The organism is Bacillus sp. Brlt_9, assembly GCF_051948935.1.
Classification (GTDB): domain Bacteria; phylum Bacillota; class Bacilli; order Bacillales; family Bacillaceae_G; genus Bacillus_A.
The window spans coordinates 239637-261389 of the sequence record NZ_JAYJLO010000003.1 but is presented as its reverse complement, the minus strand read 5'-3'; the positions used below and the strand labels follow the sequence as shown (position 1 = coordinate 261389).

The window sequence follows — 21753 nt, the reverse complement described above, 5'->3', positions numbered from 1 at the left end:
CCCCTTAATTGGAAAAGCGTTGTTTAATAATCTCTACAATTTTTTTGGAAGATGTGCCATCACCATATGGATTTTTATTTCGAGAAAAAGATTGATAATATGTAGGATCAATTAATAATCTGCGGCTTTCTTCAATGATTTTTAATTTATCAGTACCAACAAGTTTTAACGTGCCAGCCTTTAAACCTTCGATACGTTCAGTAGAAGTACGAGCAACTAAAATAGGCTTTTTAAATAGAGGAGCTTCTTCTTGAATACCACCTGAATCAGTAATTATAAAATAACTATGTTTCATTAGTTTTGCGAATGAATAATAATCAATTGGTTCTAATAGATGTATTCTAGAACTTTCTTTAAGTGACTGTCGTACTTTATCACGTACAGAGGGGTTCTTGTGAACTGGGAACACAACTTGAATATCTTTATGTTCGTCAACTAAGTGGTTTATAGCTTCATAGATATGATTTAAATCTTCAAGATTTTCTCTTCTATGAGTCGTTAGGAGGATAGTTTTAAGTGGGGAATCAATTATTTTCTTTACATCAGAATGAATCTCAAGAGATTTTTTTGAGATATCTAACAAAGCATCTATTACTGTATTTCCGATTACAAAAATGTCATCTTCGTTTATCGATTCTGATAACAAGTTAATTTTATTCGTTTCTGTAGCAGCAAAATGAAGGGATGCTAATCTGCCAGTAACTTGGCGATTCATTTCCTCAGGAAAAGGGGAATAACGTTCATATGTACGTAGGCCAGCTTCAACGTGACCAACGGGAATTTGACTAAAGAAAGAAGCTTGTGCACCCGCTAGGGTAGTTGCTGTATCACCGTGTACTAAAACAATATCCGGCTTTTCTTTGTCTAATACATCTGTTAATTCTATTAGAATTGTTGAGACAGTTTCTACTAAGTTCGATTTATTTTTCATAATATTAAAGTCATATTTAGGCTTAATTTGAAACAAATCTAAAACTTGATCAAGCTGCTCTCTATGTTGCGCAGTATTTACAAAAATTGATTCAATTTCTGGTTCTTCTTCTAAAGCTTTTATCACAGGAATCATCTTAATAGCTTCAGGACGAGTTCCAATTACAGATAATACTTTTATTCTCGCCATTATCGGCACCTCCGATTATTTCTAAGACCAAAGATACTAATTATCTTATGTAATTTTTAGAAATCCCCTTGATTCTAAAAAAGAAAAACGCATTGAATATTCAATGCGTTTTATATTTTATGCAATTAATAATCGTCCATTTGATTCTTCTACAAGCAGGTGCTTGCATTCATCATTTTCTATCAAATGGTCTACAATTAAGTCTTCCATTTCTCTCGTTATGATTCGATTTAATGGTCTTGCACCCATACTTGGATCATAACCTTTTTTCGCTAAGTAGGACTTAGCGTTTTCATCAACATTCAATTCAATACCTTTAGAAGAAAGAGAAGTTTTGTAGTCCATTAATTTAATATCTACAATCTTAATCATATCTTCTGAAGTTAAAGAATTAAAAGTAATAAATTCATCAATTCTATTTAAGAATTCAGGTTTATAATATGCTTGCAAAGCTTTCATAGTTTTATCTTCAGCAGAAGTAGCTCCAAACCCTACTTGAGGTTTTTCTTGAACACCTACATTACTTGTAAGAACTATGATTGTATTTGAAAAATCAACAGTTCTACCTTTAGAGTCAGTTAATCTTCCTTCGGAGAAAACCTGAAGAAGTAAATCAGCAACACTAGGATGAGCTTTTTCAAATTCATCTAAGAGGATAATAGAGTAGGGGTTTTGACGAACTTTTTTCGTTAATATGCCTTCTTCATCATATCCAATTAAACCTGGTTCTGCGCCGATTAATTTAGAAAAGCTGTTGTTACCCATATATTCACTCATATCCAATTGGATTAGTGATTCACTCGTTCCAAACAGTATATTATTAAGAGATTTAACTGACTCGGTTTTTCCTACACCAGTTGGACCTGCAAAAAATAATACAGTTGGTTTTTTTGACTTTTTAATTTTTAATCGAGAACGTTTAACAGCTTTAGCTAAGGTTCTAATCGCTTCTTTCTGACCAATCAAATGCTCATTAAGTTTAGTTTCTAGTTGTAACAATTGTTGCTTTTCCTCATTATTTATTTTAGTAATGGGGATATTAGTCATTTTTTCAACAACTTCATAGATAGTCTCTTCATCTACCTCAGCAAATTGACTTTTAGATTGTGCCTTTTCGAGTTCTTTTAGAATGTCATCTTTTTGTTGATCCGGAATATCAATTCTTTTAACTAGTGAATTAAAAGAGCTACTTAATTCTTTGATCTCACTTGATGATGTTTCGTTACATTTTAATGAAATCGTACTACAAGTTTCATCTAAAATATCAATTGCTTTATCAGGGAAGTTACGATTTTTGATATAATCATCGGATAAATTAACTATCAACTCTAGACATTTATCTGAAACTGATACCCTATGATGTTCCTCATAAGTTGGTAATAGTTGTTTCAAAACAACTAAAGTTTGTTCTTTATCTAATGACGCCAACTTGACTGGGTGAAATCTGCGATTAAAAGCAGGGTCCTTTTCAATAGATTGAAATTCATCTAATGTAGTTGCACCAATGATCTTAATTTTCCCTCTAGATAAATGCGGTTTAAGTAAGTTTGCGAAATCAATGTCGTTTTGACTACCTGAACCAGCACCCATAACTAGATGCATCTCATCAATAAATAAAATACTTTTAGAATCTAAGGCATCTAATAAAGCGGTTATTTTTTCTTCGAACTCTCCTCGAAGCCTTGTATTACTCATTAAAGCAGCTAAATCCAATGAGAATACCGTGTAGTTTTTTAGATGAGGAATCATACCTTGTTCAATTCGGTATGCTAATTCTTCAACTACAGCGGTTTTACCAACACCAGCTTCACCGATAATAATAGGGTTACTTTTATTCTTTCTAAGTAGAATCTGAATAATTCTTTCTATTTCTTCTTCCCTGAATAGAACTGGATCATAATCCTCTGCAACTTCCTTGTTTAAGTTCGTAAGAAAGTCATCTGGATTAACTTCTTCCTTGCCACCTAAACCTGGAAACATTGACTTTATAGCATTGGCTTTTGCGGTAATTTCCATATATTTTTCGGGATCTTTATCGAAACATTGCTTGCAAATTGGAAGCATCTTACCATCGAATACTAGCACCTCTTTAATTTCATTATCACACTGTAAGCATTTTGGTCTACCTGACATAAAAAAATCCTCCTTGAATCCTGTTTTTTATATTTTATAAGAAATTTAGGTGAATATAAAAAAAAATAGAAAAAACATAAGTTCTCTCTATTTTTTAGTCGAACAAAATTATTTCAACCCATATTTTTCTGTATCTTTTTTTACTTTATTTGTTTTTTTCGATTTTCTTTGTAGGTATAAAAACATTTCAACAAAGATAACAGAAAAAGTACAAATGCTAGAAAAATAAAATGTGATTATAACAAGGTTCTTTGTCCCGAAAGCTGAAGATGTTAAATAATCAACAGTATAAACACAGAATAGACCAGAAATAAATCCTACAAACACAATCCTTATTAACGCAAGGATAAAGCGAAACGGGAAACTAATAATTGATTTCATATAAATCACCTTTCTTTGCTTAGGTAGTCTTTTTTTCTTTAATCGAAAAGAAAAAAAATCCTAATTTAAGATGAAATAATTAAAGTTGAATTTAAGCGAATTATTGGAGGAATACATTTTGAAAAAACAAGTTATGTTATTATCAACAGCCCTAATGATGGCCGCACCTTTAGTAACTGCTAAAGCAGATACTTTTCATACTGTAAAAAGCGGTGATACATTATGGGGGATAAGCAACCAATATAAAGTATCAATTTCTGAAATTAAAAATTGGAATAATTTAAAAAATGATATCATTTCATCAGGACAAAAATTAATAGTTTCAAAGACAAACACAAACAATAATAACCAATCAGGTAACCAAACTAGCAAAGTTACATATGCAAAGGTAACAGCATCAGTACTGAATCTAAGAAGTTCAGTAAACGGACCAGTAGTAGCAACAATGCCAAATGGCGCAAAGGTAGAAGTAATCTCAAAATCAAATGGCTGGACTCAAGTGAAGTATGGTGGAAAAACAGGTTGGGCATCTAGCGAATATTTAAAAGAGGAAGCAAATACTAATACAGGTGGTAATAATGGTAACACTGGTGGGACAGGTGGAACAGTAACGCCACCAAAAACAACAACTTACGCAAAAGTAACAGCGTCAGCATTGAACCTAAGAAGTTCAGTAAATGGCCCAGTTGTAGCGACAATGCCAAATGGCGCAAAGGTAGAAGTAATCTCAAAATCAAACGGTTGGACACAAGTGAAGTATGGTGGAAAAACAGGTTGGGCATCTAGCGAGTATTTAAAAGAAGAAGCAGGTTCTAATACAGGTGGTAATAATGGTAACACTGGTGGGACAGGTGGAACAGTAACACCACCAAAAACAACGACTTATGCAATTGTAACTGCTTCAGCACTAAACTTAAGAAGTTCAGTAAATGGCCCAGTAGTAGCAACAATGCCAAATGGCGCAAAGGTAGAAGTGATTTCAAAATCAAATGGCTGGTCACAAGTGAAGTATGGAGGGAAAACAGGCTGGGCATCTAGCGAGTTTTTAAAAGAAGAAGCGAATACTAATACAGGTGGTAACAGTGGAAATAGTGGAAACAGCGGCGGGACAGTAACACCACCAAAAACAACGACTTATGCAATTGTAACTGCTTCAGCACTAAACTTAAGAAGTTCAGTAAATGGCCCAGTAGTAGCAACAATGCCAAATGGCTCAAAGGTAGAAGTAATCTCAAAATCGAGCGGTTGGACTCAAGTGAAGTTCGGTGGAAAGACAGGATGGGCATCTAGCGAATTCTTAAAAGAAGAAACTACTAGTGGGAACTCTGGAGGAACAGGTGGAACGGTAACTCCACCTAAAGTAACAACCTATGGAATCGTAACGGCATCAGCATTAAATCTACGTAGTTCAATAAATGGCCCAGTTGTAGCAACAATGCCAAATGGAACAAAAGTAGAAGTGATTTCAAAATCAAACGGCTGGAGCCAAGTGAAGTTCGGAGGAAAGACAGGCTGGGCATCTAGTGAATTCTTAAGAGAAGAAACTAGTACCGGAGATAACGGAAATACAGGCGGTAGTTCAAACAGTAAAGGTAAGTTAGTATGGTTAGATGCTGGTCACGGTGGTGTAGATGCCGGAGCAGTAAATGGTAGTAACTACGAAAAAGATCTTACACTTAGCTATTCAAATAAAGTAAAACAAAAATTAGAACAAATGGGTTATAAAGTAGCTGTAACTCGAAATGGAGATACAAGTTGTGTTATCCCATACGAATTAAATGCAGACTTGAAGTGTCGTGTAGATAAATCTTTAGCAGCGAAATCAGACGTATTTGTAAGTATTCACATCAACTCAGCTCTTCCTGGAGCGTGGGGAACTGAGTCTTATTATAATTCTACAAATGATTATGATGGTACTGTGAACGCGCAACCTGCTAAAAGTTTAGCATTAGCTAATGCAATTCATAATAGATATCAACCGGCATTTGGTAGCCCTGATAGACACGTTAAAAATAGTAATCTATATGTATTAAGAAGAAATAAGGTTCCGGCAACACTACTAGAAGTTGGTTTTATTTCTGATTCCCGTGATCTTAATAAAATGAAGAACCCAACACATCAAGATGGTGTAGCAAAAGCGATTGCTCAAGGTATCGATGATTACTTTAAAAAGAATTAAAAAGGTGGAATTTTTCCACCTTTTTTCTATTTAACAAGGACAATATAAATTTTCTAAAAAGTTACTAGGCAAGGAGTGTGTTAAAAATGAAAAAAAATGAAGATTTATTCCAAGCTGCAAAAGAAGCTTTGGAAGGTAGGGGAGTAGACCTAAATGAATTAGCTATTTTAGTCTATGATGCCCAAAAGAAACATTCAGCTGAGTTAACAATAGAAATCGCACTAGAACACATTGAAGCTGTTTTGAAGAAGAGGGAAGTGCAGCACGCAGTATTAACTGGCATTGCAATTGATATTGCATCAGAGAAAGGTCTTCTTGAAGGACCGATCCAAGATATTATTGCTAGAGATGAAGGTTTATATGGACCGGATGAAACATTAGCTTTCTCAATAACAAACTGTTATGGAAGTATCGCAAGTTCAAATTTTGGTAACTTTGATATTAACAAACCAGGCATTATAGGTCATTTTAACGATAAAGAAGCAAGACCGGGAGAAGTTCATACTTTCCTCGATGATATATTATGTGCATTAGTTGCTGCTGCTTGTAGTCGATATGCACATCAAAACGGATAATTCTCTTTACTAATCTAAATGTTTAATCATCTAGATTAACATAAAAGAATAGCTCTTATAAAAACGTCTCCATTTATTCTTCCTATAAGATTAAGATCAAAAACGTTGTAGTTGATTTTATGTAATTCTTGTTATATTATAACTATTGTGTTATAAAAGTGGTTGCATAATTTTAGCATTGTACGGAGGTAAAAGATGGTAAAGTGGGCTGAAGTTAAAACTTCAATAAAGAGTATCAGTGATACTGAAAAGAAGGAATTAGAATATCTAGCGGAAATCGTAACTGTAATTAGAGAGAAAAGAAAGCAGTTAGGTTGGACTCAACAGGAGCTAGCAGAAAAGGCAGAACTAAAACAACCAGCAATAGCGAGACTAGAAAATTCCGGTGCAATACCCAACAGTACAACTCTGTTTAAGGTTGCGATTGCTTTAGGTTTGAAAATTAAATTGGTCTCACTCGATGAGTAATCTTACATATAAAGAGAAGTGTAATTCTAATTTACACCATAAAGAAACAATAAAAAAACCTGCAAAGATATATTTGCAGGTTTTTTATGTATTTTAGCTTTGGGAGCTAGAATATTAGAATGGTAGATCGTCATCAGAAATATCGATAGGTTGACCGACATTCGAAAACGGATCATCATTTTTAGTAAATCCTCCTTGGTTACCGCTATTACCGAAACCTTGGTTACCACTATTGCTGAAACCTTGATTACCGTTATTACCAAAACCTTGGTTTCCATTGTTACCAGAACCTTGGTTACCGCTATTACCAGAACCTTGGTTGTTACCGCCGTTACGTGGCTCAAGGAATTGAACACTCTCAGCTAGAACTTCAGTCACATATACACGTTTACCGTCTTGTCCATCGTAATTACGAGTTTGAATACGGCCATCAACACCTGCTAAACTACCTTTCTTTAAATAGTTTGCAACGTTTTCAGCTTGTTTACGCCAAATTACACAGTTAATGAAATCAGCTTCGCGTTCACCTTGTTGGTTTGCGAAAGAACGATTTACTGCCAAAGTGAAAGTAGCTACTGCAACACCATTTGGGGTATATTTTAGGTCAGGGTCCTTTGTAAGTCTGCCGACCAAGATTACACGATTCATCATTTGGAACAACTCCCTATTTATAAATTCTTCGATACATTAATTATAAGAAAAAAATATAAAAAAGCGAAAAAAAAGTATAAATTAATTTGAATAAGGGACAAGTTCTATATCTTTTTCTTTATCTAAGTAACTAATATACCCAATTTTTTTATATTGTTTAGAGAAGGTGAAAGGTCTTAATAGCTTTGTGATCTGCTTTGCATCGCTCTTATAGAAGCTTAAAACTTCATCCACATTCATAATCATCTTTTTTAAAATGGAGTTATATTGGTTATCAATTAAAGCTTCAGTAGTAAAGAAATGTTCTACAATTTCTGTTCCGTTTTCACTTAGGAACTTTATTCCTTGTTTTAATGCAGGATCTTCTATTGAGTTTAGAGTTCCTGGTAAGTGTATTTCAAGATGCTTTGCATACTCCTCCGGCAGCTCTAAGAAGAATCTAACTATGTCTAAATCAATAGTTCGATAGAACAAGATAGAAAATTTTGTTTCATCGATAACATCATAAAGAAAATCAAAAACGGTTTCTAATTCTTTATCATTTAAGTGGTAAGGGGCAAATAATGCAACTCTATTCATTGTATCCTCCCAATATATATATTATTTCCTTGTTTTGTTCTAACAAAAAACAAAAATACATTGTTTACTCAATACTTTTTAATTGTTTGACCCAATTATTAAAACTCTCAATATCATCTTCCAATAAACATTTCTCAATTTGCTCTTTAATAAATTTTTTTGAAAATGACACAGGTAACTCGTTCGAAATATACACCGAGTTTCCTGTTCCAAAATATTGATATAACAGATAAAGAATTTCTTCTGGTTCAGAAAACAAAAAGGGATGTTCAAAGACCGAATCATCTTTAATCCAAAGATAAATTTCTTTCGTTTTAAAAATAAGTAAAGGCAGGTCGTCTTTATTTCTTGAATAGGTTAACTGGTTGCTGCATTTATGTAAGTGTTCGAGCAGCTGTGAATGTTCCGCAGAATAATTTTTTGAAGCTAAAGATAACAACGTATCAATCTCCATTAGAACACCTCCCTGAATAGAAATGTGAGTGTAACCTAGCAAATCTCTTAATAAATTTAAAGGAAACACCACTCTTTTGTTTTACATAGCTTAAGACAGGAGGCGAAGAAATGAGCATCAAAAGTAAGGAAAAAAAGCCTAAAGATATCAAACAATCAATAAAAGAATGGGGATTATCTTTTATATTCGCATTCATTTTAGTTCAAATATTAAAAGTATTTATTATTAGCTTTGCTGTAGTTGAAGGTCCTTCTATGGAAAACACGATTCAAAACGGCGACAGAGTAGTTGTCTTAAAGTTCTTGGAACCCAAAAAAGGGGATGTAGTTGTAGTTGAAAATAGTAAAGGATCCAAATTGATTAAAAGGGTAATAGGTACAGAAGGGGATAAGATAGAAATTAAAGACGGTGAATTATTCCTAAATGGAAAGAAACAAAAAGAAAGTTACATTAAAGAACCAATGACTAAAAATAATTTCAATGAAGTTACAGTTCCAAAAGGAGAAATATTTGTAATGGGCGATAACAGAAATATTTCTGCCGATAGCCGTTACTATGGTACATTCGATATCAAACAACATTATATGGGTAGAGTTGTAATGGAATACATAGACAATCTGAAATTCTATTAATATATAAATAAAAAAGACTGATACTGTTTAGTGATCAGTCTTTTATTAATTTAATTTTTTATTCGTTTAAATATGCAAATTGACCCCAAGATATTTCTTCACCTGTTACTGTATGTGGTTTTCTGCCACCAGGAGTAAGAACCCAAAGTGTAGGAATATCGCAGTGGTCAGGAGCAGGTCCTTCACCGTCTGTTAAATATACAATACCATCTGGACGATTTTCGAGTTTAAAGTGTTCACCTACTTGACCTTTAGTTGCAAGTTCAAATAAAGGTAAGAATGAAGTGCCACCTCGTCCTTTAATGGTGAAATCTTCAGTTTCAAGGTCATTCAATGTTTCAATTGATTGAATTTGAGTGTCGATTTGTACAACAGTGATTTTCGCATAATCTTTCATTACATCAAGTTCTGCGATAAATTGCATAAACTCTTTCTCTTGTAATGAAATACTAGTATCAATCCCAACGAGTAGTTCTAGTTCTTTTCTTCTTAATGTACCCATCTTTAATTTACCATACTTACGAGAAGGTCTTGACCAGGTACTACGTCTAGTAGTTGTTAATAAAGACTGAGAAAACGTAGATAGTAATTCAGGCCAATTTAATTGAGCTTCGAACAAACGTTTAATAATCTCTTGCATTTCACCAGGTATTTTACCCGCATTTTTAATTATCGCATTACGAACCATACTTTGTATAATACCTTTTTGAAGTTCTGGATTTTTACTAGCAGCTTCTTCCCAATGTGGATGAAGATTTTCGAAACCAGGTGCTTTTTCTGATTTAGTACGAGGCCCTGAATTTCCTGTACCACCATTATTTTGTTGTTGATTGCCGTTACCATTACCATCCTGACCATTTTGACCATTTATAATATCATTCATCAAAGTATTTTGTAATTCAGGAGGTAGTGTAATTGGTTCTTTTCTGCTTTCAAGAATGTCATAATACTCCTCTGCACTTAATCCTTTTGGAAGATTAAAGTGATAATACATCAAAGCATCTTTAGGTAAAATTGCAATAACTGATTGAATCAACTGATTAATTTCAATATCTGTAGCAATATTCCATAATCCAGGATCTTTACCAACCATTCTTAAATGATGGCAGTCTGTAATATGAATAATTTCGTGGATATCAATAAAAATTTGTTCGAACCGTTGATAAGTTAAATAACCAACCGGGTTAGTATGACGAACTGGAAAACCTTTTTCTATTGTAACCGCAGCCACCGGAATCCAATTAATCTTAAATTCAAGTCTAAAATTTGATAGCAATGAAGAGTAAAATGGATGATTTTTCAGCATAAGATAGATGTTATCTTGTAAAGCATTATTAGCACGTTTGTTTAGTAAGTATTCTTGTTCCTCTGTTAATTTTAATTTAGTATTCATTATTCTTCCTCCTATGTACGTGTTCGTTCCATTTATGTTTTTATATATTTATTATAGTTTTATTTTTATTTTTTTAGTAAAAAACAAAAAAAGATCAAAATAAAAAGATTGATTCTTAGAATCAATCTTTTAACAATTTAATTTTCTACAGCAATTCTTTTTTGATTGTATTTAATCAGATTTACAAGGTATTTTCCAGCTTCACCTTTTGTAAGAGAAGATGCGATATTTTCAGATTTCTCTTTTTTATCTACCTCTGGATTGGCAACAATTTGTTGGAATGTTGTTCCGAATTTACCTCTTGGTAAATCGAACATAAATCTAATAAATCTTAGCTTTCTTTCAGTATTTGTTTCTAAATCCGTCAAGAATCCTTTTTCATCATAATTAGCATATAAGTAATTCACCATATTTTCACAAACCTCATTGATAACATCTTGTCTATTATCTTCAAGATGTTTTAAAATTCGGTCGCGTAACGGAGTAGATTGTTCCTGTCCATCGATAGCATCAGCCAAAGTATCAATTGTATAGTTATAAACCGGTGTACCATCTTGAGCTTTACCAGTTTCCTTCTGAATTAATGGGTTAGATCCTAAATCGTATAGAGCATAACTTTCAAATATTTCTTCTGCTGAAGGAGCATATTCTTGAAGGTTTTCTTCAACTTGGTGGAAGTTTGCAACATACATATCACCAATAATAGCTGTCAATACTTCAGTTTTAACTTCGTCATCTTGATAATCTACGCCATTTACATAAAGTGATAAGAACGCGGGATTACGGAAAGATGATGAGAATTTAGGTAGTTTAAAATTATTTTCCTTTTCATCAAACAGTGCTTTTGGATTAGCTTTGTAGAATTCAATTGTTAAATCATCATATCCAGAGTCTGGTTGAGCTGCGAAATCAAGCCAACTATTAAAATCATATTGAGTTTTTAAGTGAATGCAGCGATTACTAAACGCTGGATCTGCAAACCAGTTTGAAACAATATATCCTTCATTAGGGTTAGCGGCAGCAAAGAAAGAAATTTCTTCAGGTGTTACATAACCTTTAAATTTACCAGAATCGAATAACTGGAAAATCATTTGGAACATTTGTTTATCCTCAATACGGTTTACTTCATCAAGAAATACAATAGCCCCAGGTGCATCATTAATAGATAGACCAAGAGATTCATAGTATGCTTCTAATTCATCATAGTTCTCAATATATTCTTTAATCTTTGTAAAGTTGATTTGGAATTCGTCTTCACAAGTGACTACTTGGCCATCAACAATTTTCTTTCTTGGAATACGTCGTCCGTCTTCATCACGGTTATAACGCGGAAACATTTCAGCGATAATTTTCGTAAGGAATTTTTCGTTATTAATTTCTACAACTTCAGGATAAGACATATCTTCTGCCAATTCCTGTCCTAGACGAATGTTGATTACCGGAAATTTGTTCATTGTTCCTGCTGCTTTAACAGTGTAAGTTTTACCTGACCCTTTTGGACCCCAAAGAACATATGGAGGTTTTACAAAGTGAGGTTGACTACGAAACTCCTTATTAGCAATCGCTTTAGACACCGCTACAATTAATTTTTTCATTTGAATACCATTCATTAAAAAACACTCCTTAAAATTATGTATTTGTTTTATTTTTCATATATGTTTCTTCTTTTTCTTATGGAATTAGTTTAAATGATTTTTTATTTTTTTGGTAAAAAAAATAAATAAAACAGTGGTTTTTTATTTTATAAAGAAATTATAAATAAAGCGATTTTATTATTTATATATTTCTTGGAGGTATGTTATGGCAAAAACAGCAGACAGTAACCAATCAAAAGAGAAAAACATTCAAGAACCACTGAACGAGAAGATAAAAGAGGAAAAAATTAATACAAATACAGATTCAAACAACAACCTTGAAGTTAAACAACCTGAAGAAGAGGGCCTTATTGACGACGAGCAAGTAGATATTAATAACGAAGATGCTTCTGAAGAGAAACCATTAGCGGAAATTTGGATAGAAAGAGTACTTAATCACTCAATTAGAGTACTGGATAATGAAAATAATGAAGTAATTAAGCCTGTTAAAGAAATTATTAATCCCGAAACAGATATTTGGTTCTCAAAGAAGAAGAGAAAACCTATTTTAACTGATTCAGGCGTTAATAAATTGATATCTGCTACAAGAGCAGTGTTCCCTAAGATTAATCCTATTGAAAAACAATGCGATGCACCTTCTCAAGATCGAGAGCAGGTTTGGATAGAAGCGACTGTGGTTTTCCCAAACGATGAAACAAACTCTGATTATGGCATCGCAAATAGAATGAATTGCACTGATCAAATTTCGCGAGCTAATTTACCTATAATGGCAAGGAAGAGAGCAAGACATCGAGCATTTCTTAGATCAGAATACATAGGACTATACGATGTTTATGATGAAAATGAAATGTTGGACGCGAGAGACGAAAAACATAACGAGGAAATGAAACGCTTAAAACAGGAATTAGAAAAAACAATAAAGAAAAACAAAAAAATAATTAATCAATTATGCAAAGAAATAAAAACAGAAGAGGGCGAGCTAGTTTGGTCAATTAACGAGCCTGAAATACTAGTAAACCTATCAAAAGGTAGTTCGTTAACAGCCTATATTGCGCAGTTAAAATTACAACACCTAAACAAAAAAACAAGTAGCTGATTGCTACTTGTTTTTTATTACTTCTCTACTTTTTCAATAGTTAATCTCATAAACGTGCGCTCATTACCATCAATTACCGCTTCGCCAAATGAAGGAGTTGCAGTAATGTTAATACCTCTTGAAGCAAGAGTACCGCGGGCAATAGCGATAGCTTTAATTGCGATATAAACTGGTCTTTCACCGATACCATCTATATGAATAACGTTCTCTTCACGCATTTTAAAAGAAATAACATCTGCTAGAGACTTATAATTTGTTTCTTTTTTTACTCTAAGGTTAGTCATTTATGTTTTTCCCTCCTGTAATGTACTGCCGTTAATTATTTCCACAAAAGAAAAAATTTCCTTTAAATTTAAAAGGAGAAATTCAAGAATAATAGGTAAATTGATAATGAAAGTAATAGGATCGGGGCTAAAGGAAGAGAGTTAGTTTTAACATTTGTAGCATTTTTAGCAATGGAAAATATCTTAATTGATTCACTTTTGATGTTTAGGACTTTCTTTGCAACAAAGAATAAAATGATTAGTACCCAAACAATCAGTAAATATAAAATCCAATCGAAAACAGGTATAAATAATAGAAATGCAGAAAAAATCCAAGGGTCAGCTGCACCCATTCCTGAGTACTTATTAAAAACTTTTGAGATATAGGATGGAAACCCAACAACTTTTTCTTGTACACGTTGTTCTTTATTCCTAGAATCATATTCTTTTATAGTTTTATTTTTAGTAAACACTTTATTCAACAGATGAACAAATAAAGGTAGCGTGTAAAATAGAGAAAACACTAATACAAGGGAAATGAATACAAATAATGAAGGGTTAATTATTAATATGACAATTGTTACAAAAAGAGGTATTAAGATATTGATTTCTCTATGCATAATATCATCTAATACACAATAGATAAGAAAACTTAAAAACAAAAACTGCTTCCAATCGAAAAACGGATAGTAAGAATACGCAAATACTATGTATATAAATATAAAATAAATTATCTTTACTTTGTTTGTACGAAGTTGTACGCGATGAAAACTCAGAAACAAAATAAGGATTAAGCAAAAACTTATGAAAAAAACAATTAAATTTAAAATATTTTCTCACTCCTTAATAGAGAAACAGGGGGTATAACAATGACTCATAATGCAGAATTAAAATGTACAGTATGTAATGATAGGATGGCTTTTAAAGGTATATCAGATATTTTAGGAGAAGACTATCAAATTTGCACAATATGTTTAGAAGAAAAAATGAGAAAAGGTGAAATTCATTCTTTCGGTGAAAAACAATATGAATTGATTGTGAAAATGCTAGAGGATACTCCAGAAAAAGGCGAGTTAAACGAAGAAAGCCTAATTAATAATATAGAACAAACGGAAAAAGAGTCAGATTTATTTGTTTTAACTTTCGGCAGAGATTTAACTTCTCTAGCACGAAACGGCAAGTTGACTCCTGTTATCGGTAGAACAAAAGAAATTGATGAAACTATATTAATGTTAAGCAGAAAATTCAAGAGTAATCCTCTATTAATTGGAGAGCCCGGGGTAGGGAAAACTGCAATTGTTGAAGGACTAGCTCAGAGGATAGTTAATGGCACAGCGCCTACAGACTTATTAAATAAACGTATTATCGAACTAAACATAGGAAATTTAGTTGCTGGAACAAAATTCCGAGGTGAGTTTGAAGCAAGACTTAAGAAAATTATCGATGAAGTTAAAACTAAGAAGAATGTTATTTTATTCTTAGATGAATTCCATACAATTACAGGAGCTGGTGGAGCAGAAGGTTCAGTTGATGCAGCGAATATATTAAAACCTTCACTTGCACGCGGAGACATCCAAGTAATTGGTGCTACAACATTTGAAGAATATCGAACTAGCATTCAAAAAGATGGAGCTCTTTCTAGAAGAATGAGAAACATTCAGGTAGAGGAGCCTACAGAAGAGGAAGCAATTGAAATAATTAAGGGGATAGTTCCGCTATTTGAGGAACACCATAGTGTGAAAATCGAAGACGAAGTTGTTTCACAAGCGGTTAAGTTATCAAAACGATACTTAACAGAACGATACCTTCCAGATAAAGCACTCGACTTAGTTGATGAAGCTGCTGCATTTAGAAAAATTAATAGTACAATTTCAACTGAAGAATTATCTAATCTTGAAAACGAAAAGAAGAAGTTAGCAAAAGAAAAAGACAAGCTAATTTTAGAGGAGCGTTTCGAAGAGGCAAAAGAAAGATATCGATTGGAAAAAGAAATGGTAGTAAAGATTGAAGAGACAAAACAAAATATCGATGATGAAAAAAGAAATAATTCAAATGTATCTGTAATACATCTAACAGAAATTTTAGAGAAGAGAACGGGGATCCCTGTAAAAGATTTAGACAAAGAAAATAAGATGAAACTAAAAAATATAGAAAACGCCCTTAAGGAAAATGTAAAAGGCCAAGAAAAGGCTATACAAATTGTATCTAAGTCGATCAAACGTTCCCAATTAAAACTTAAAGACCCTAATAGACCTACAGGAGCTTTCTTATTCTTAGGCCCAACAGGAGTAGGGAAAACGGAGTTAGCAAAATCTTTAGCTCTAGAATTATTTGGCGATAAAAATGCATTTATTCGTTTTGATATGGGAGAATATTCAGAAAAACACAGTGTCGCAAAATTAATTGGTTCACCTCCAGGATATGTTGGTCATAGCGAGGGAGGAAAACTACCAAACGAACTTCGAAAGAAACCATTTAGCATCGTATTACTTGATGAAATAGAAAAGGGTCACCCTGATGTATTAGATGTTTTGTTACAAATCTTAGATGACGGTATAGTTACCGACAATAAAGGTAAGACCGTTGATGCTAAAAATGCAGTATTTATTATTACATCAAATAAAGGCAGCCATTTATATACTAAACAGAAAAATCTAGGTTTCTCTACAGTAAATAACGCAGGGAAAGAGCAAGTTGAAATAGAATCAAAAGTTATTGAACTTGTTAAAAGAGATTCATTCTTCAAACCTGAATTTTTAAATCGTTTAGATTCAATGATTGTTTTCAATGCACTAACAGATGAAGCAATGAAAGAGATCATTGATAAAAATATAAAAGAGTTAAGTGAAAGGGTTGCAAAAGAAGGCTATACCTTAAACTTTAAAGAGGAAGCAGTAGATTGGTTGAAAAAAGAAGGATACAAACCTGAATTTGGTGCAAGAGAGGCTAAAAGACAGGTTGAAAACATTACAGATCTACTTGCGAACAGAATCTTAGAAACAGATAAGAAGACCTTTGTTGTTACAGTTGAAAATGATAGTTTAAGTGTGAAATAGACGTAATTATATAACACTCTAAATAAAAAGCTACCGTTAGGTGGCTTTTTATTTTTGCAAAAGCGAGTAAGGCGAACAAGTGTTATAGTAAAATGGATATATGGTAATAATTTGATTGTAAAAGGAGAATACGTATGTTACAGAACGACACAATTCTAACAGTACAGTATGAATGGAAAGAACAAATGATGGATAATGAGGAATCTTTAGAGAAGGTGAAGGATTTAATAACAGCTATAAAATCGACGTATTATTTCTCTTCTTTGCTCACAATGGCCGAGACAGAATTTGACGAGTGGTATGAAACGAATCGATTACTTGTGGATTTTTATGATGCAAAAAAACATTTACATAGCTTAGAAGAAAGCTTGGAGAATTATGTCCAAGTGCCATCTGTATCAAATGTACACAGTACATCTGGCCTTCTTCATTTCGGATTCAATGGAGAAATTTTGCTTGTGATGTTGAAATGGCTCTTTGAGAAAGTAACTCCTGTTGTAGCCCAGGAGTTTGCGAAAGAAGGGGCTAAAAATATATTAGAGGCGTTAAAAAAAATTTTCCTTAAAGGTCAAACACAAGAGAATCAAGAATCAAACACAGAGCTTTCCAGTTCATATGAAAGAGATACACAATCAAAATTGGATATAGTAGTAGGTGTTATTAAAAATAATCCAGAAGTGTTCATAGAATTAGGGGAAATTTTCGAAAGCGTTACAGTAAGTGTTGATAATGTATCGGTGAAAGCTGATGGATCGAAAATAAAATCACGAGTGTCGCAAAAGAACTAAAAAATAAACACATAAAATAGACGTATTATATAATACGTCTATTTATTTGCGCTGGTTCAAATTATGTGAGCGCTTTATAATCATAAGAATTTTCCTAGGTATATAAATAATATTAAAGTTTTTATATGAATATTAATTATTATTTTTCCATATCGAGTAATTAAATTGACTTAGCGATGTTCTAAAGTAGCCTTTTTCTAATAGGGCAGTTTGTAACTTTTTCATATTAAGTGTGAAACCATTATTAACGCTATCATAATAGTTGTATATAAATGTACAAGGGGAGCAGTCTTCTTCCAAAAGAATTCTATTACCAATACGTCCACAATGTATACAAGGATCATTAACTAGATTAGAACCAAAAATAAGACTAGAATATATATCTTGTTTTGACAAATCCTCTGAATTTATTGAGTGGATTGTATAATGATCTCCATTAAATTCAACAAAACCATATTCTACTGCAACAAAATCTTCAGGTTTAGCTCCAGGTGATATTAAAATTTTATTATTCTCTTTATCCAAACTAAAAAAATGCATCTCTTTTCTCTCCTTTTTATTAATCTCAATACTTTATTCTAAACAAATTATTTTAATATTTACCATTACGTATATAAAAATTAAAATTCTTCTCTAAAAACCGAAATTTTCAGTATAAATAAAAATGTATAAAGACACTCATCCACCTATCAGGTTCCAAAAAAGGATTAGTATCGAGTATTTAAATGTTATATATGCTGCTGTTGTATAGATAAAAATATGGTATAGGAGGTCACATAATGAATTATGTGAAAGGACAAATTATTTGGGTAGATTTTGATTTAGATAGAAATTGCGTAGGAAGTGAACAAAAAGGAGAGAGGCCGGCCGTAGTCGTTCAAAATGATTTCGGAAACAGAGCTTCTACAACTACTCTCATTGTTCCACTTACAAGTAACTTCAAAACAGAAATACCAACACACGTAAATATTTCATCAAAAGAATTAGGAAAAAACAGAGTAGATAGCATAGCTCTGTGTGAACAAGTTCGAGTGATTTCAAAAGAACGAATTATACAAGTTGAACGAACAATTTTATCAAAGGAAGTTATGAAAGAGATTGATGATGCGCTGCTTATTTCATTTGGTGTCGGTACACCTAGGATTCCTCAAGTTGTTTGGGTAGAGTTAAACGGAATGGGAAATGAACAAAAAGGCAATAGACCAGCTATAGTAATTCAAAATGATGTTGGAAACAAATATTCAACCACTTTAATTGTAGCTCCATTGCAATTAAAAAAGAAAAAGAGATTACCAACACACGTTGAAATACCAGGAAATTTAATTAGCCCTACTTTTAAAGATAGCATAGCGCTGTTAGAACAAGTAAGGGTTGTAGATAAAGAAAGGGTAACAGGAGTAGTACAAAATACAGATTTAACTGCGGAGTTTTACAAAAATATTGAAGAAGCACTTCTAGTGTCTTTTGGTATTTAAATAAATTTTAAGGGAACGAAACTAATTTTATGTCGTTCCTTTTTTATTTTTATAAAGAATAAAATGACCATACTACATATTGTGTAACGTTTTTTCCGTATAGTATAGAAAAAACGTTACAATTATTCTGTATCTCTATTTTTAATTGAAAGACTGAATGAAGACAGGTGAAAACGATGAGAATTGCATTATTAGATTCAGGTATTGGTGGTTGGAGCTTTTTAATGAAGATGACAGCAGAACTGCCAGACCATACATACTTATATTTTGCGGATCAGAAAAATTGTCCCTATGGAAACAAATCAATTTCCGAGCTAGAGGCAATCGCGGATTATTGGATAGATGTTATTAAAGAAAAGGAAGTAGATGTGGTAGTTTTAGCTTGTAACACTTTGACAGCATTGTTTAAAGGAAGAATACAAGCATCATTATCAATTCCGGTAATTGGAACAACTGATGGTTTAGAAAAAAGTTACTTTACGAGTGATAAGGTTGTATTATTAGCTACAAATAATACCGTGAAAAGTGGTTGGTACCAAAACTTATTTTCCGATATCGATATGAAATCGGTGGGGAATTCTTGGTTAGCAAAAGAAATTGAGGATTCTAGTACTATATCGATAGGCAGCGGTATCAAACTCCGAAACGAAGTGGATGAAGTATGTGCTGATGATTGGCACTCTATGATCTTAGGATGTACACATTATCCTTTAATAGAGAAAGAACTGAAAAAGGTATGGCCCGACAAATTATTTATCAATCCTGCAAATTATATTATCTCAAACCTTACACAATTAGCAGAAAAGATAAGTCCCCAAATGAATACTCATAATATTATTATGTATACTACTGGGGAAGTCGAACTACTGAAAAAACAAGCAGGTTCTTTTTTTATGAAAGAAAACAAAAATAAAATAACATATATGTCGTTATAGGAAGAAGCTATATTGTATGTTATGTATCACTAGAGGTAATTTATTAAACTGCAATTGTAATTTTATTCTTCATCAGGCAAACTCTCAAAAAAGGATGGGAGCAGGACTAGCACTTAAAATTGCTACGAGATACCCGCAAGTAGTGAGAGTAGATAATGAGTTTCCTTTAAAGGGTGCAGAAAGATTAGGGAGATATTCTGTTGCAAAAGTAGAAGAGGAAAAATGGGTTGTTAATTTATATGCTCAGAACTTCCCTGGTAAAGCAAAGAGTATTAGGGAACAAGCCGAAAGATACTTATATTTAGAAAGTAGTATCACTTCATTTATACAAGTATTACTAAAAAAGGAATTAAAGGAAAACAGAAAGTATAAAATAGGGCTTCCATATAAACTGGGATCAGATTTAGCCGGTGGAGAATGGGGAAGAGTCGAAGAGATACTAATCGATATTTCAGAGAGATTAAAAGTTGATTTTTATGTTTTTAAGCTTTAAAATAAATTCATATTAAAAAATAAAAAAGATTCAGTTGCAAAAAGCCACCAATAGGTGGTTTTTTTGTGTTTTTTTAAAGAAAACTTATAAATTCAAGTGCAAAATATATTTCTCAAGTCATTCATATAATAATATCTTGCTACACTTAGTTAACTAGTGTTACCATTATTTTAAATATTCAAAACATAGTCGAGGGGAAGGGGTTTAAATGAGCGTACCTTTAATTTCAAATGAGCAGATGATTCAAACCATTAACAACTGGTATAAAGAGATAAGGGAACGAAATATAGAAAAAGCAGAATCAATTAAAAATACCTTAGAGGAACAAATTTTACAATTAAATCAGAGTGGGATCAGTAAAGAAAATCCGAGCATCGAAGAATCTGAAACTCTTCTATATTTCCATCTAATAAATTTTAGATTTAACTTACTACAAGATAATCTTTCCATCAACAATAATAGCTTCAATGAGATAGACTCCTTTGAAATTCCTGCTGCGAGTAAGCTAACGTTTTATTACAACTTTTTTAAAGCCTTGCATTCTACTAGTATTAGTAATTATAAAGAAGCGAGAGAGTACTTTGATAAGGCCAATCAACTAATTCATTTCATCACGGATGATATAGAAAAATCAGAATATAACTATAATTTAGCTACTTTCTATTACCATAACTATCAAGCTGTTTTAGCTATAACTTACGGAACAAAAGCTAAAGATGAATTCTCAAAACATAGTGGCTACGAAATGAACATTGCAGCGTGTAATAACTTACTTGGCTTGGCCTGTTCATATTTAAGGGAGTATGAATTAGCAGAAGAATACTTTACTTCAGCAATAGATACTTTTAAGAAAAACGGGGCTCACAAATTAATCCTAAAAGTACGCCATAACATTGGATTAATGTATGCAGAACAAGATCTATCTGAGCTTGCTGTTAGGTACTTAGAAGAAGTTAATCAAAATATAGACGGACATTATAAAGCATTATTTATCGAGGCTAGAGAGAGGTTTAAACTAGGTCAATTAGAAGAAGCGAGCAGACTTTCAAGTATGGCTTATAACATCTGCAAAGAAAAGGGTAATAAAGAATATATTTATCGTATAGAAATATTAATGGCAAGGATTGAAAAAGCGCCAATAGAAAAATTAGAAACTGTGATATTAGAAGGAAACAAACACTTCGAAATAGAAAATTTATATGAGTATGTACAGTTCTATTTTGAATACTTAGCATTACAGTTCCGGGAGGCTGGCAATTCAGCTAAAGCAAGTGAATACTTCTACTTAAGCTATGAGGCGAAGAAGAAAATTGAAGAGAAGGAGAGATTAAAATGAAAAAATTGAGCTTCATTTTAGCGGGGCTTGCATTTACCTTTGTTTTATTAGGTAATAGCAATAATCAATCTACTGATCAAGCTAAGGTTAGTTCTTCTTCTAAAGTGCCTATTCAGGTTATGATGGCAGATGGAGATACTTTATAAGCAGA

At 32.6% G+C, this 21753-nt stretch carries 22 protein-coding genes; 12 read left to right on the top strand and 10 right to left on the bottom strand.

Annotation, left to right across the window (positions count from 1 at the left end; genetic code table 11):
- Nucleotides 1–4: 4 nt before the first annotated feature.
- Nucleotides 5–1120 (bottom strand): non-hydrolyzing UDP-N-acetylglucosamine 2-epimerase, encoded by a 1116-nt coding sequence (gene wecB / locus VF726_RS13650; protein ID WP_440168924.1) that lies wholly within the window; start codon nt 1118–1120, stop codon nt 5–7.
- A 117-nt stretch (nt 1121–1237) separates the two neighbouring features.
- Entirely contained in the window at nt 1238–3253 is a 2016-nt protein-coding gene (locus VF726_RS13645) for an AAA family ATPase (protein ID WP_440168922.1), read from the bottom strand.
- 499 nt (nt 3254–3752) lie between these two features.
- Between VF726_RS13645 and VF726_RS13640 the strand changes: the two genes are divergently transcribed.
- From VF726_RS13640 to VF726_RS13630, 3 genes are all read left to right on the top strand, one after another.
- Nucleotides 3753–5813, top strand: coding sequence for an SH3 domain-containing protein (locus VF726_RS13640; protein WP_440168920.1), 2061 nt, complete (start codon nt 3753–3755; stop codon nt 5811–5813).
- 86 nt (nt 5814–5899) lie between these two features.
- Entirely contained in the window at nt 5900–6388 is a 489-nt protein-coding gene (locus VF726_RS13635) for a phosphatidylglycerophosphatase A family protein (RefSeq protein WP_440168917.1), read from the top strand.
- A 195-nt stretch (nt 6389–6583) separates the two neighbouring features.
- Nucleotides 6584–6856, top strand: coding sequence for a helix-turn-helix domain-containing protein (locus VF726_RS13630; RefSeq protein ID WP_440168915.1), 273 nt, complete (start codon nt 6584–6586; stop codon nt 6854–6856).
- Between the two features lie 114 nt (nt 6857–6970).
- Here the strand turns inward: VF726_RS13630 and ssb are convergent, their stop codons facing one another.
- From ssb to VF726_RS13615, 3 genes are all read right to left on the bottom strand, one after another.
- Complete coding sequence (ssb, locus tag VF726_RS13625; RefSeq protein WP_440168913.1) at nt 6971–7507, bottom strand: single-stranded DNA-binding protein; 537 nt, start codon at nt 7505–7507, stop codon at nt 6971–6973.
- Between the two features lie 81 nt (nt 7508–7588).
- Entirely contained in the window at nt 7589–8086 is a 498-nt protein-coding gene (locus VF726_RS13620; RefSeq protein ID WP_440168910.1) for a hypothetical protein, read from the bottom strand.
- Between the two features lie 64 nt (nt 8087–8150).
- Nucleotides 8151–8540, bottom strand: coding sequence for a hypothetical protein (locus VF726_RS13615; protein WP_440168907.1), 390 nt, complete (start codon nt 8538–8540; stop codon nt 8151–8153).
- A 110-nt stretch (nt 8541–8650) separates the two neighbouring features.
- On the opposite strand from VF726_RS13615, the gene lepB reads away from it, so the two are divergent.
- Nucleotides 8651–9172 (top strand): signal peptidase I, encoded by a 522-nt coding sequence (lepB, locus tag VF726_RS13610; RefSeq protein WP_440168905.1) that lies wholly within the window; start codon nt 8651–8653, stop codon nt 9170–9172.
- Between the two features lie 58 nt (nt 9173–9230).
- On the opposite strand, the gene VF726_RS13605 is transcribed toward lepB, so the two are convergent.
- Both VF726_RS13605 and VF726_RS13600 read right to left on the bottom strand, forming a co-directional pair.
- Complete coding sequence (locus VF726_RS13605) at nt 9231–10565, bottom strand: vWA domain-containing protein (RefSeq protein WP_440168903.1); 1335 nt, start codon at nt 10563–10565, stop codon at nt 9231–9233.
- A 137-nt stretch (nt 10566–10702) separates the two neighbouring features.
- Entirely contained in the window at nt 10703–12175 is a 1473-nt protein-coding gene (locus VF726_RS13600) for an AAA family ATPase (protein WP_440168900.1), read from the bottom strand.
- 190 nt (nt 12176–12365) lie between these two features.
- Between VF726_RS13600 and VF726_RS13595 the strand changes: the two genes are divergently transcribed.
- Nucleotides 12366–13256, top strand: coding sequence for a hypothetical protein (locus VF726_RS13595; protein WP_440168898.1), 891 nt, complete (start codon nt 12366–12368; stop codon nt 13254–13256).
- A 17-nt stretch (nt 13257–13273) separates the two neighbouring features.
- On the opposite strand, the gene VF726_RS13590 is transcribed toward VF726_RS13595, so the two are convergent.
- Complete coding sequence (locus VF726_RS13590; protein WP_088362484.1) at nt 13274–13540, bottom strand: stage V sporulation protein S; 267 nt, start codon at nt 13538–13540, stop codon at nt 13274–13276.
- A gap of 68 nt (nt 13541–13608) precedes the next feature.
- Nucleotides 13609–14181 carry a hypothetical protein gene (locus VF726_RS13585; protein WP_440168895.1) on the bottom strand — a complete coding sequence of 191 codons (573 nt, stop codon included), beginning with the start codon at nt 14179–14181 and terminating at the stop codon, nt 13609–13611.
- 207 nt (nt 14182–14388) lie between these two features.
- Here VF726_RS13585 and VF726_RS13580 point away from each other — a divergent pair, with 207 nt between their 5' ends.
- Nucleotides 14389–16575: an AAA family ATPase gene (locus VF726_RS13580; RefSeq protein ID WP_440168893.1), complete on the top strand. Its 2187-nt coding sequence runs from the start codon at nt 14389–14391 to the stop codon at nt 16573–16575.
- Nucleotides 16576–16709: 134 nt separating this feature from the next.
- On the top strand, nt 16710–17363 hold the full coding sequence (locus tag VF726_RS13575) for a hypothetical protein (protein ID WP_440168890.1): 654 nt from the start codon (nt 16710–16712) through the stop codon (nt 17361–17363).
- A gap of 132 nt (nt 17364–17495) precedes the next feature.
- Here the strand turns inward: VF726_RS13575 and VF726_RS13570 are convergent, their stop codons facing one another.
- Nucleotides 17496–17903 (bottom strand): hypothetical protein, encoded by a 408-nt coding sequence (locus VF726_RS13570; protein WP_440168888.1) that lies wholly within the window; start codon nt 17901–17903, stop codon nt 17496–17498.
- Nucleotides 17904–18142: 239 nt separating this feature from the next.
- Here VF726_RS13570 and VF726_RS13565 point away from each other — a divergent pair, with 239 nt between their 5' ends.
- The 5 genes from VF726_RS13565 to VF726_RS13545 all read left to right on the top strand — a co-directional run bounded on the left by VF726_RS13565 (nt 18143) and on the right by VF726_RS13545 (nt 21748).
- A complete protein-coding gene (locus VF726_RS13565) occupies nt 18143–18838 on the top strand; it encodes a type II toxin-antitoxin system PemK/MazF family toxin (RefSeq protein WP_440168886.1) in 696 nt (231 codons plus the stop codon).
- A gap of 176 nt (nt 18839–19014) precedes the next feature.
- The gene (locus VF726_RS13560) at nt 19015–19773 is read left to right on the top strand and encodes a glutamate racemase (RefSeq protein ID WP_440170172.1); all 759 of its coding nucleotides are present in this window, start codon (nt 19015–19017) and stop codon (nt 19771–19773) included.
- A gap of 142 nt (nt 19774–19915) precedes the next feature.
- Nucleotides 19916–20266, top strand: a complete 351-nt coding sequence (locus VF726_RS13555) for a hypothetical protein (protein ID WP_440168884.1) — start codon at nt 19916–19918, stop codon at nt 20264–20266.
- Between the two features lie 208 nt (nt 20267–20474).
- Nucleotides 20475–21602, top strand: a complete 1128-nt coding sequence (locus VF726_RS13550; RefSeq protein WP_440168882.1) for a tetratricopeptide repeat protein — start codon at nt 20475–20477, stop codon at nt 21600–21602.
- Nucleotides 21599–21748 (top strand): hypothetical protein, encoded by a 150-nt coding sequence (locus VF726_RS13545; protein WP_176397800.1) that lies wholly within the window; start codon nt 21599–21601, stop codon nt 21746–21748. Before VF726_RS13550 ends, VF726_RS13545 begins: the two co-directional genes overlap by 4 nt.
- The last annotated feature ends 5 nt before the right edge of the window (nt 21749–21753 follow it).

What these genes read in the sequence shown, in the direction of transcription:
- wecB (WP_440168924.1), bottom strand. Translation starts at nt 1,120, where the DNA reads ATGGCGAGAATAAAAGTATTATCTGTAATTGGAACTCGTCCTGAAGCT.
- VF726_RS13645 (WP_440168922.1), bottom strand. Translation starts at nt 3,253, where the DNA reads ATGTCAGGTAGACCAAAATGCTTACAGTGTGATAATGAAATTAAAGAG.
- VF726_RS13635 (WP_440168917.1), top strand. Translation starts at nt 5,900, where the DNA reads ATGAAAAAAAATGAAGATTTATTCCAAGCTGCAAAAGAAGCTTTGGAA.
- VF726_RS13630 (WP_440168915.1), top strand. Translation starts at nt 6,584, where the DNA reads ATGGTAAAGTGGGCTGAAGTTAAAACTTCAATAAAGAGTATCAGTGAT.
- ssb (WP_440168913.1), bottom strand. Translation starts at nt 7,507, where the DNA reads ATGATGAATCGTGTAATCTTGGTCGGCAGACTTACAAAGGACCCTGAC.
- VF726_RS13620 (WP_440168910.1), bottom strand. Translation starts at nt 8,086, where the DNA reads ATGAATAGAGTTGCATTATTTGCCCCTTACCACTTAAATGATAAAGAA.
- VF726_RS13615 (WP_440168907.1), bottom strand. Translation starts at nt 8,540, where the DNA reads ATGGAGATTGATACGTTGTTATCTTTAGCTTCAAAAAATTATTCTGCG.
- lepB (WP_440168905.1), top strand. Translation starts at nt 8,651, where the DNA reads ATGAGCATCAAAAGTAAGGAAAAAAAGCCTAAAGATATCAAACAATCA.
- VF726_RS13605 (WP_440168903.1), bottom strand. Translation starts at nt 10,565, where the DNA reads ATGAATACTAAATTAAAATTAACAGAGGAACAAGAATACTTACTAAAC.
- VF726_RS13600 (WP_440168900.1), bottom strand. Translation starts at nt 12,175, where the DNA reads ATGAATGGTATTCAAATGAAAAAATTAATTGTAGCGGTGTCTAAAGCG.
- VF726_RS13595 (WP_440168898.1), top strand. Translation starts at nt 12,366, where the DNA reads ATGGCAAAAACAGCAGACAGTAACCAATCAAAAGAGAAAAACATTCAA.
- VF726_RS13590 (WP_088362484.1), bottom strand. Translation starts at nt 13,540, where the DNA reads ATGACTAACCTTAGAGTAAAAAAAGAAACAAATTATAAGTCTCTAGCA.
- VF726_RS13580 (WP_440168893.1), top strand. Translation starts at nt 14,389, where the DNA reads ATGACTCATAATGCAGAATTAAAATGTACAGTATGTAATGATAGGATG.
- VF726_RS13575 (WP_440168890.1), top strand. Translation starts at nt 16,710, where the DNA reads ATGTTACAGAACGACACAATTCTAACAGTACAGTATGAATGGAAAGAA.
- VF726_RS13570 (WP_440168888.1), bottom strand. Translation starts at nt 17,903, where the DNA reads ATGCATTTTTTTAGTTTGGATAAAGAGAATAATAAAATTTTAATATCA.
- VF726_RS13565 (WP_440168886.1), top strand. Translation starts at nt 18,143, where the DNA reads ATGAATTATGTGAAAGGACAAATTATTTGGGTAGATTTTGATTTAGAT.
- VF726_RS13560 (WP_440170172.1), top strand. Translation starts at nt 19,015, where the DNA reads ATGAGAATTGCATTATTAGATTCAGGTATTGGTGGTTGGAGCTTTTTA.
- VF726_RS13550 (WP_440168882.1), top strand. Translation starts at nt 20,475, where the DNA reads ATGAGCGTACCTTTAATTTCAAATGAGCAGATGATTCAAACCATTAAC.
- VF726_RS13545 (WP_176397800.1), top strand. Translation starts at nt 21,599, where the DNA reads ATGAAAAAATTGAGCTTCATTTTAGCGGGGCTTGCATTTACCTTTGTT.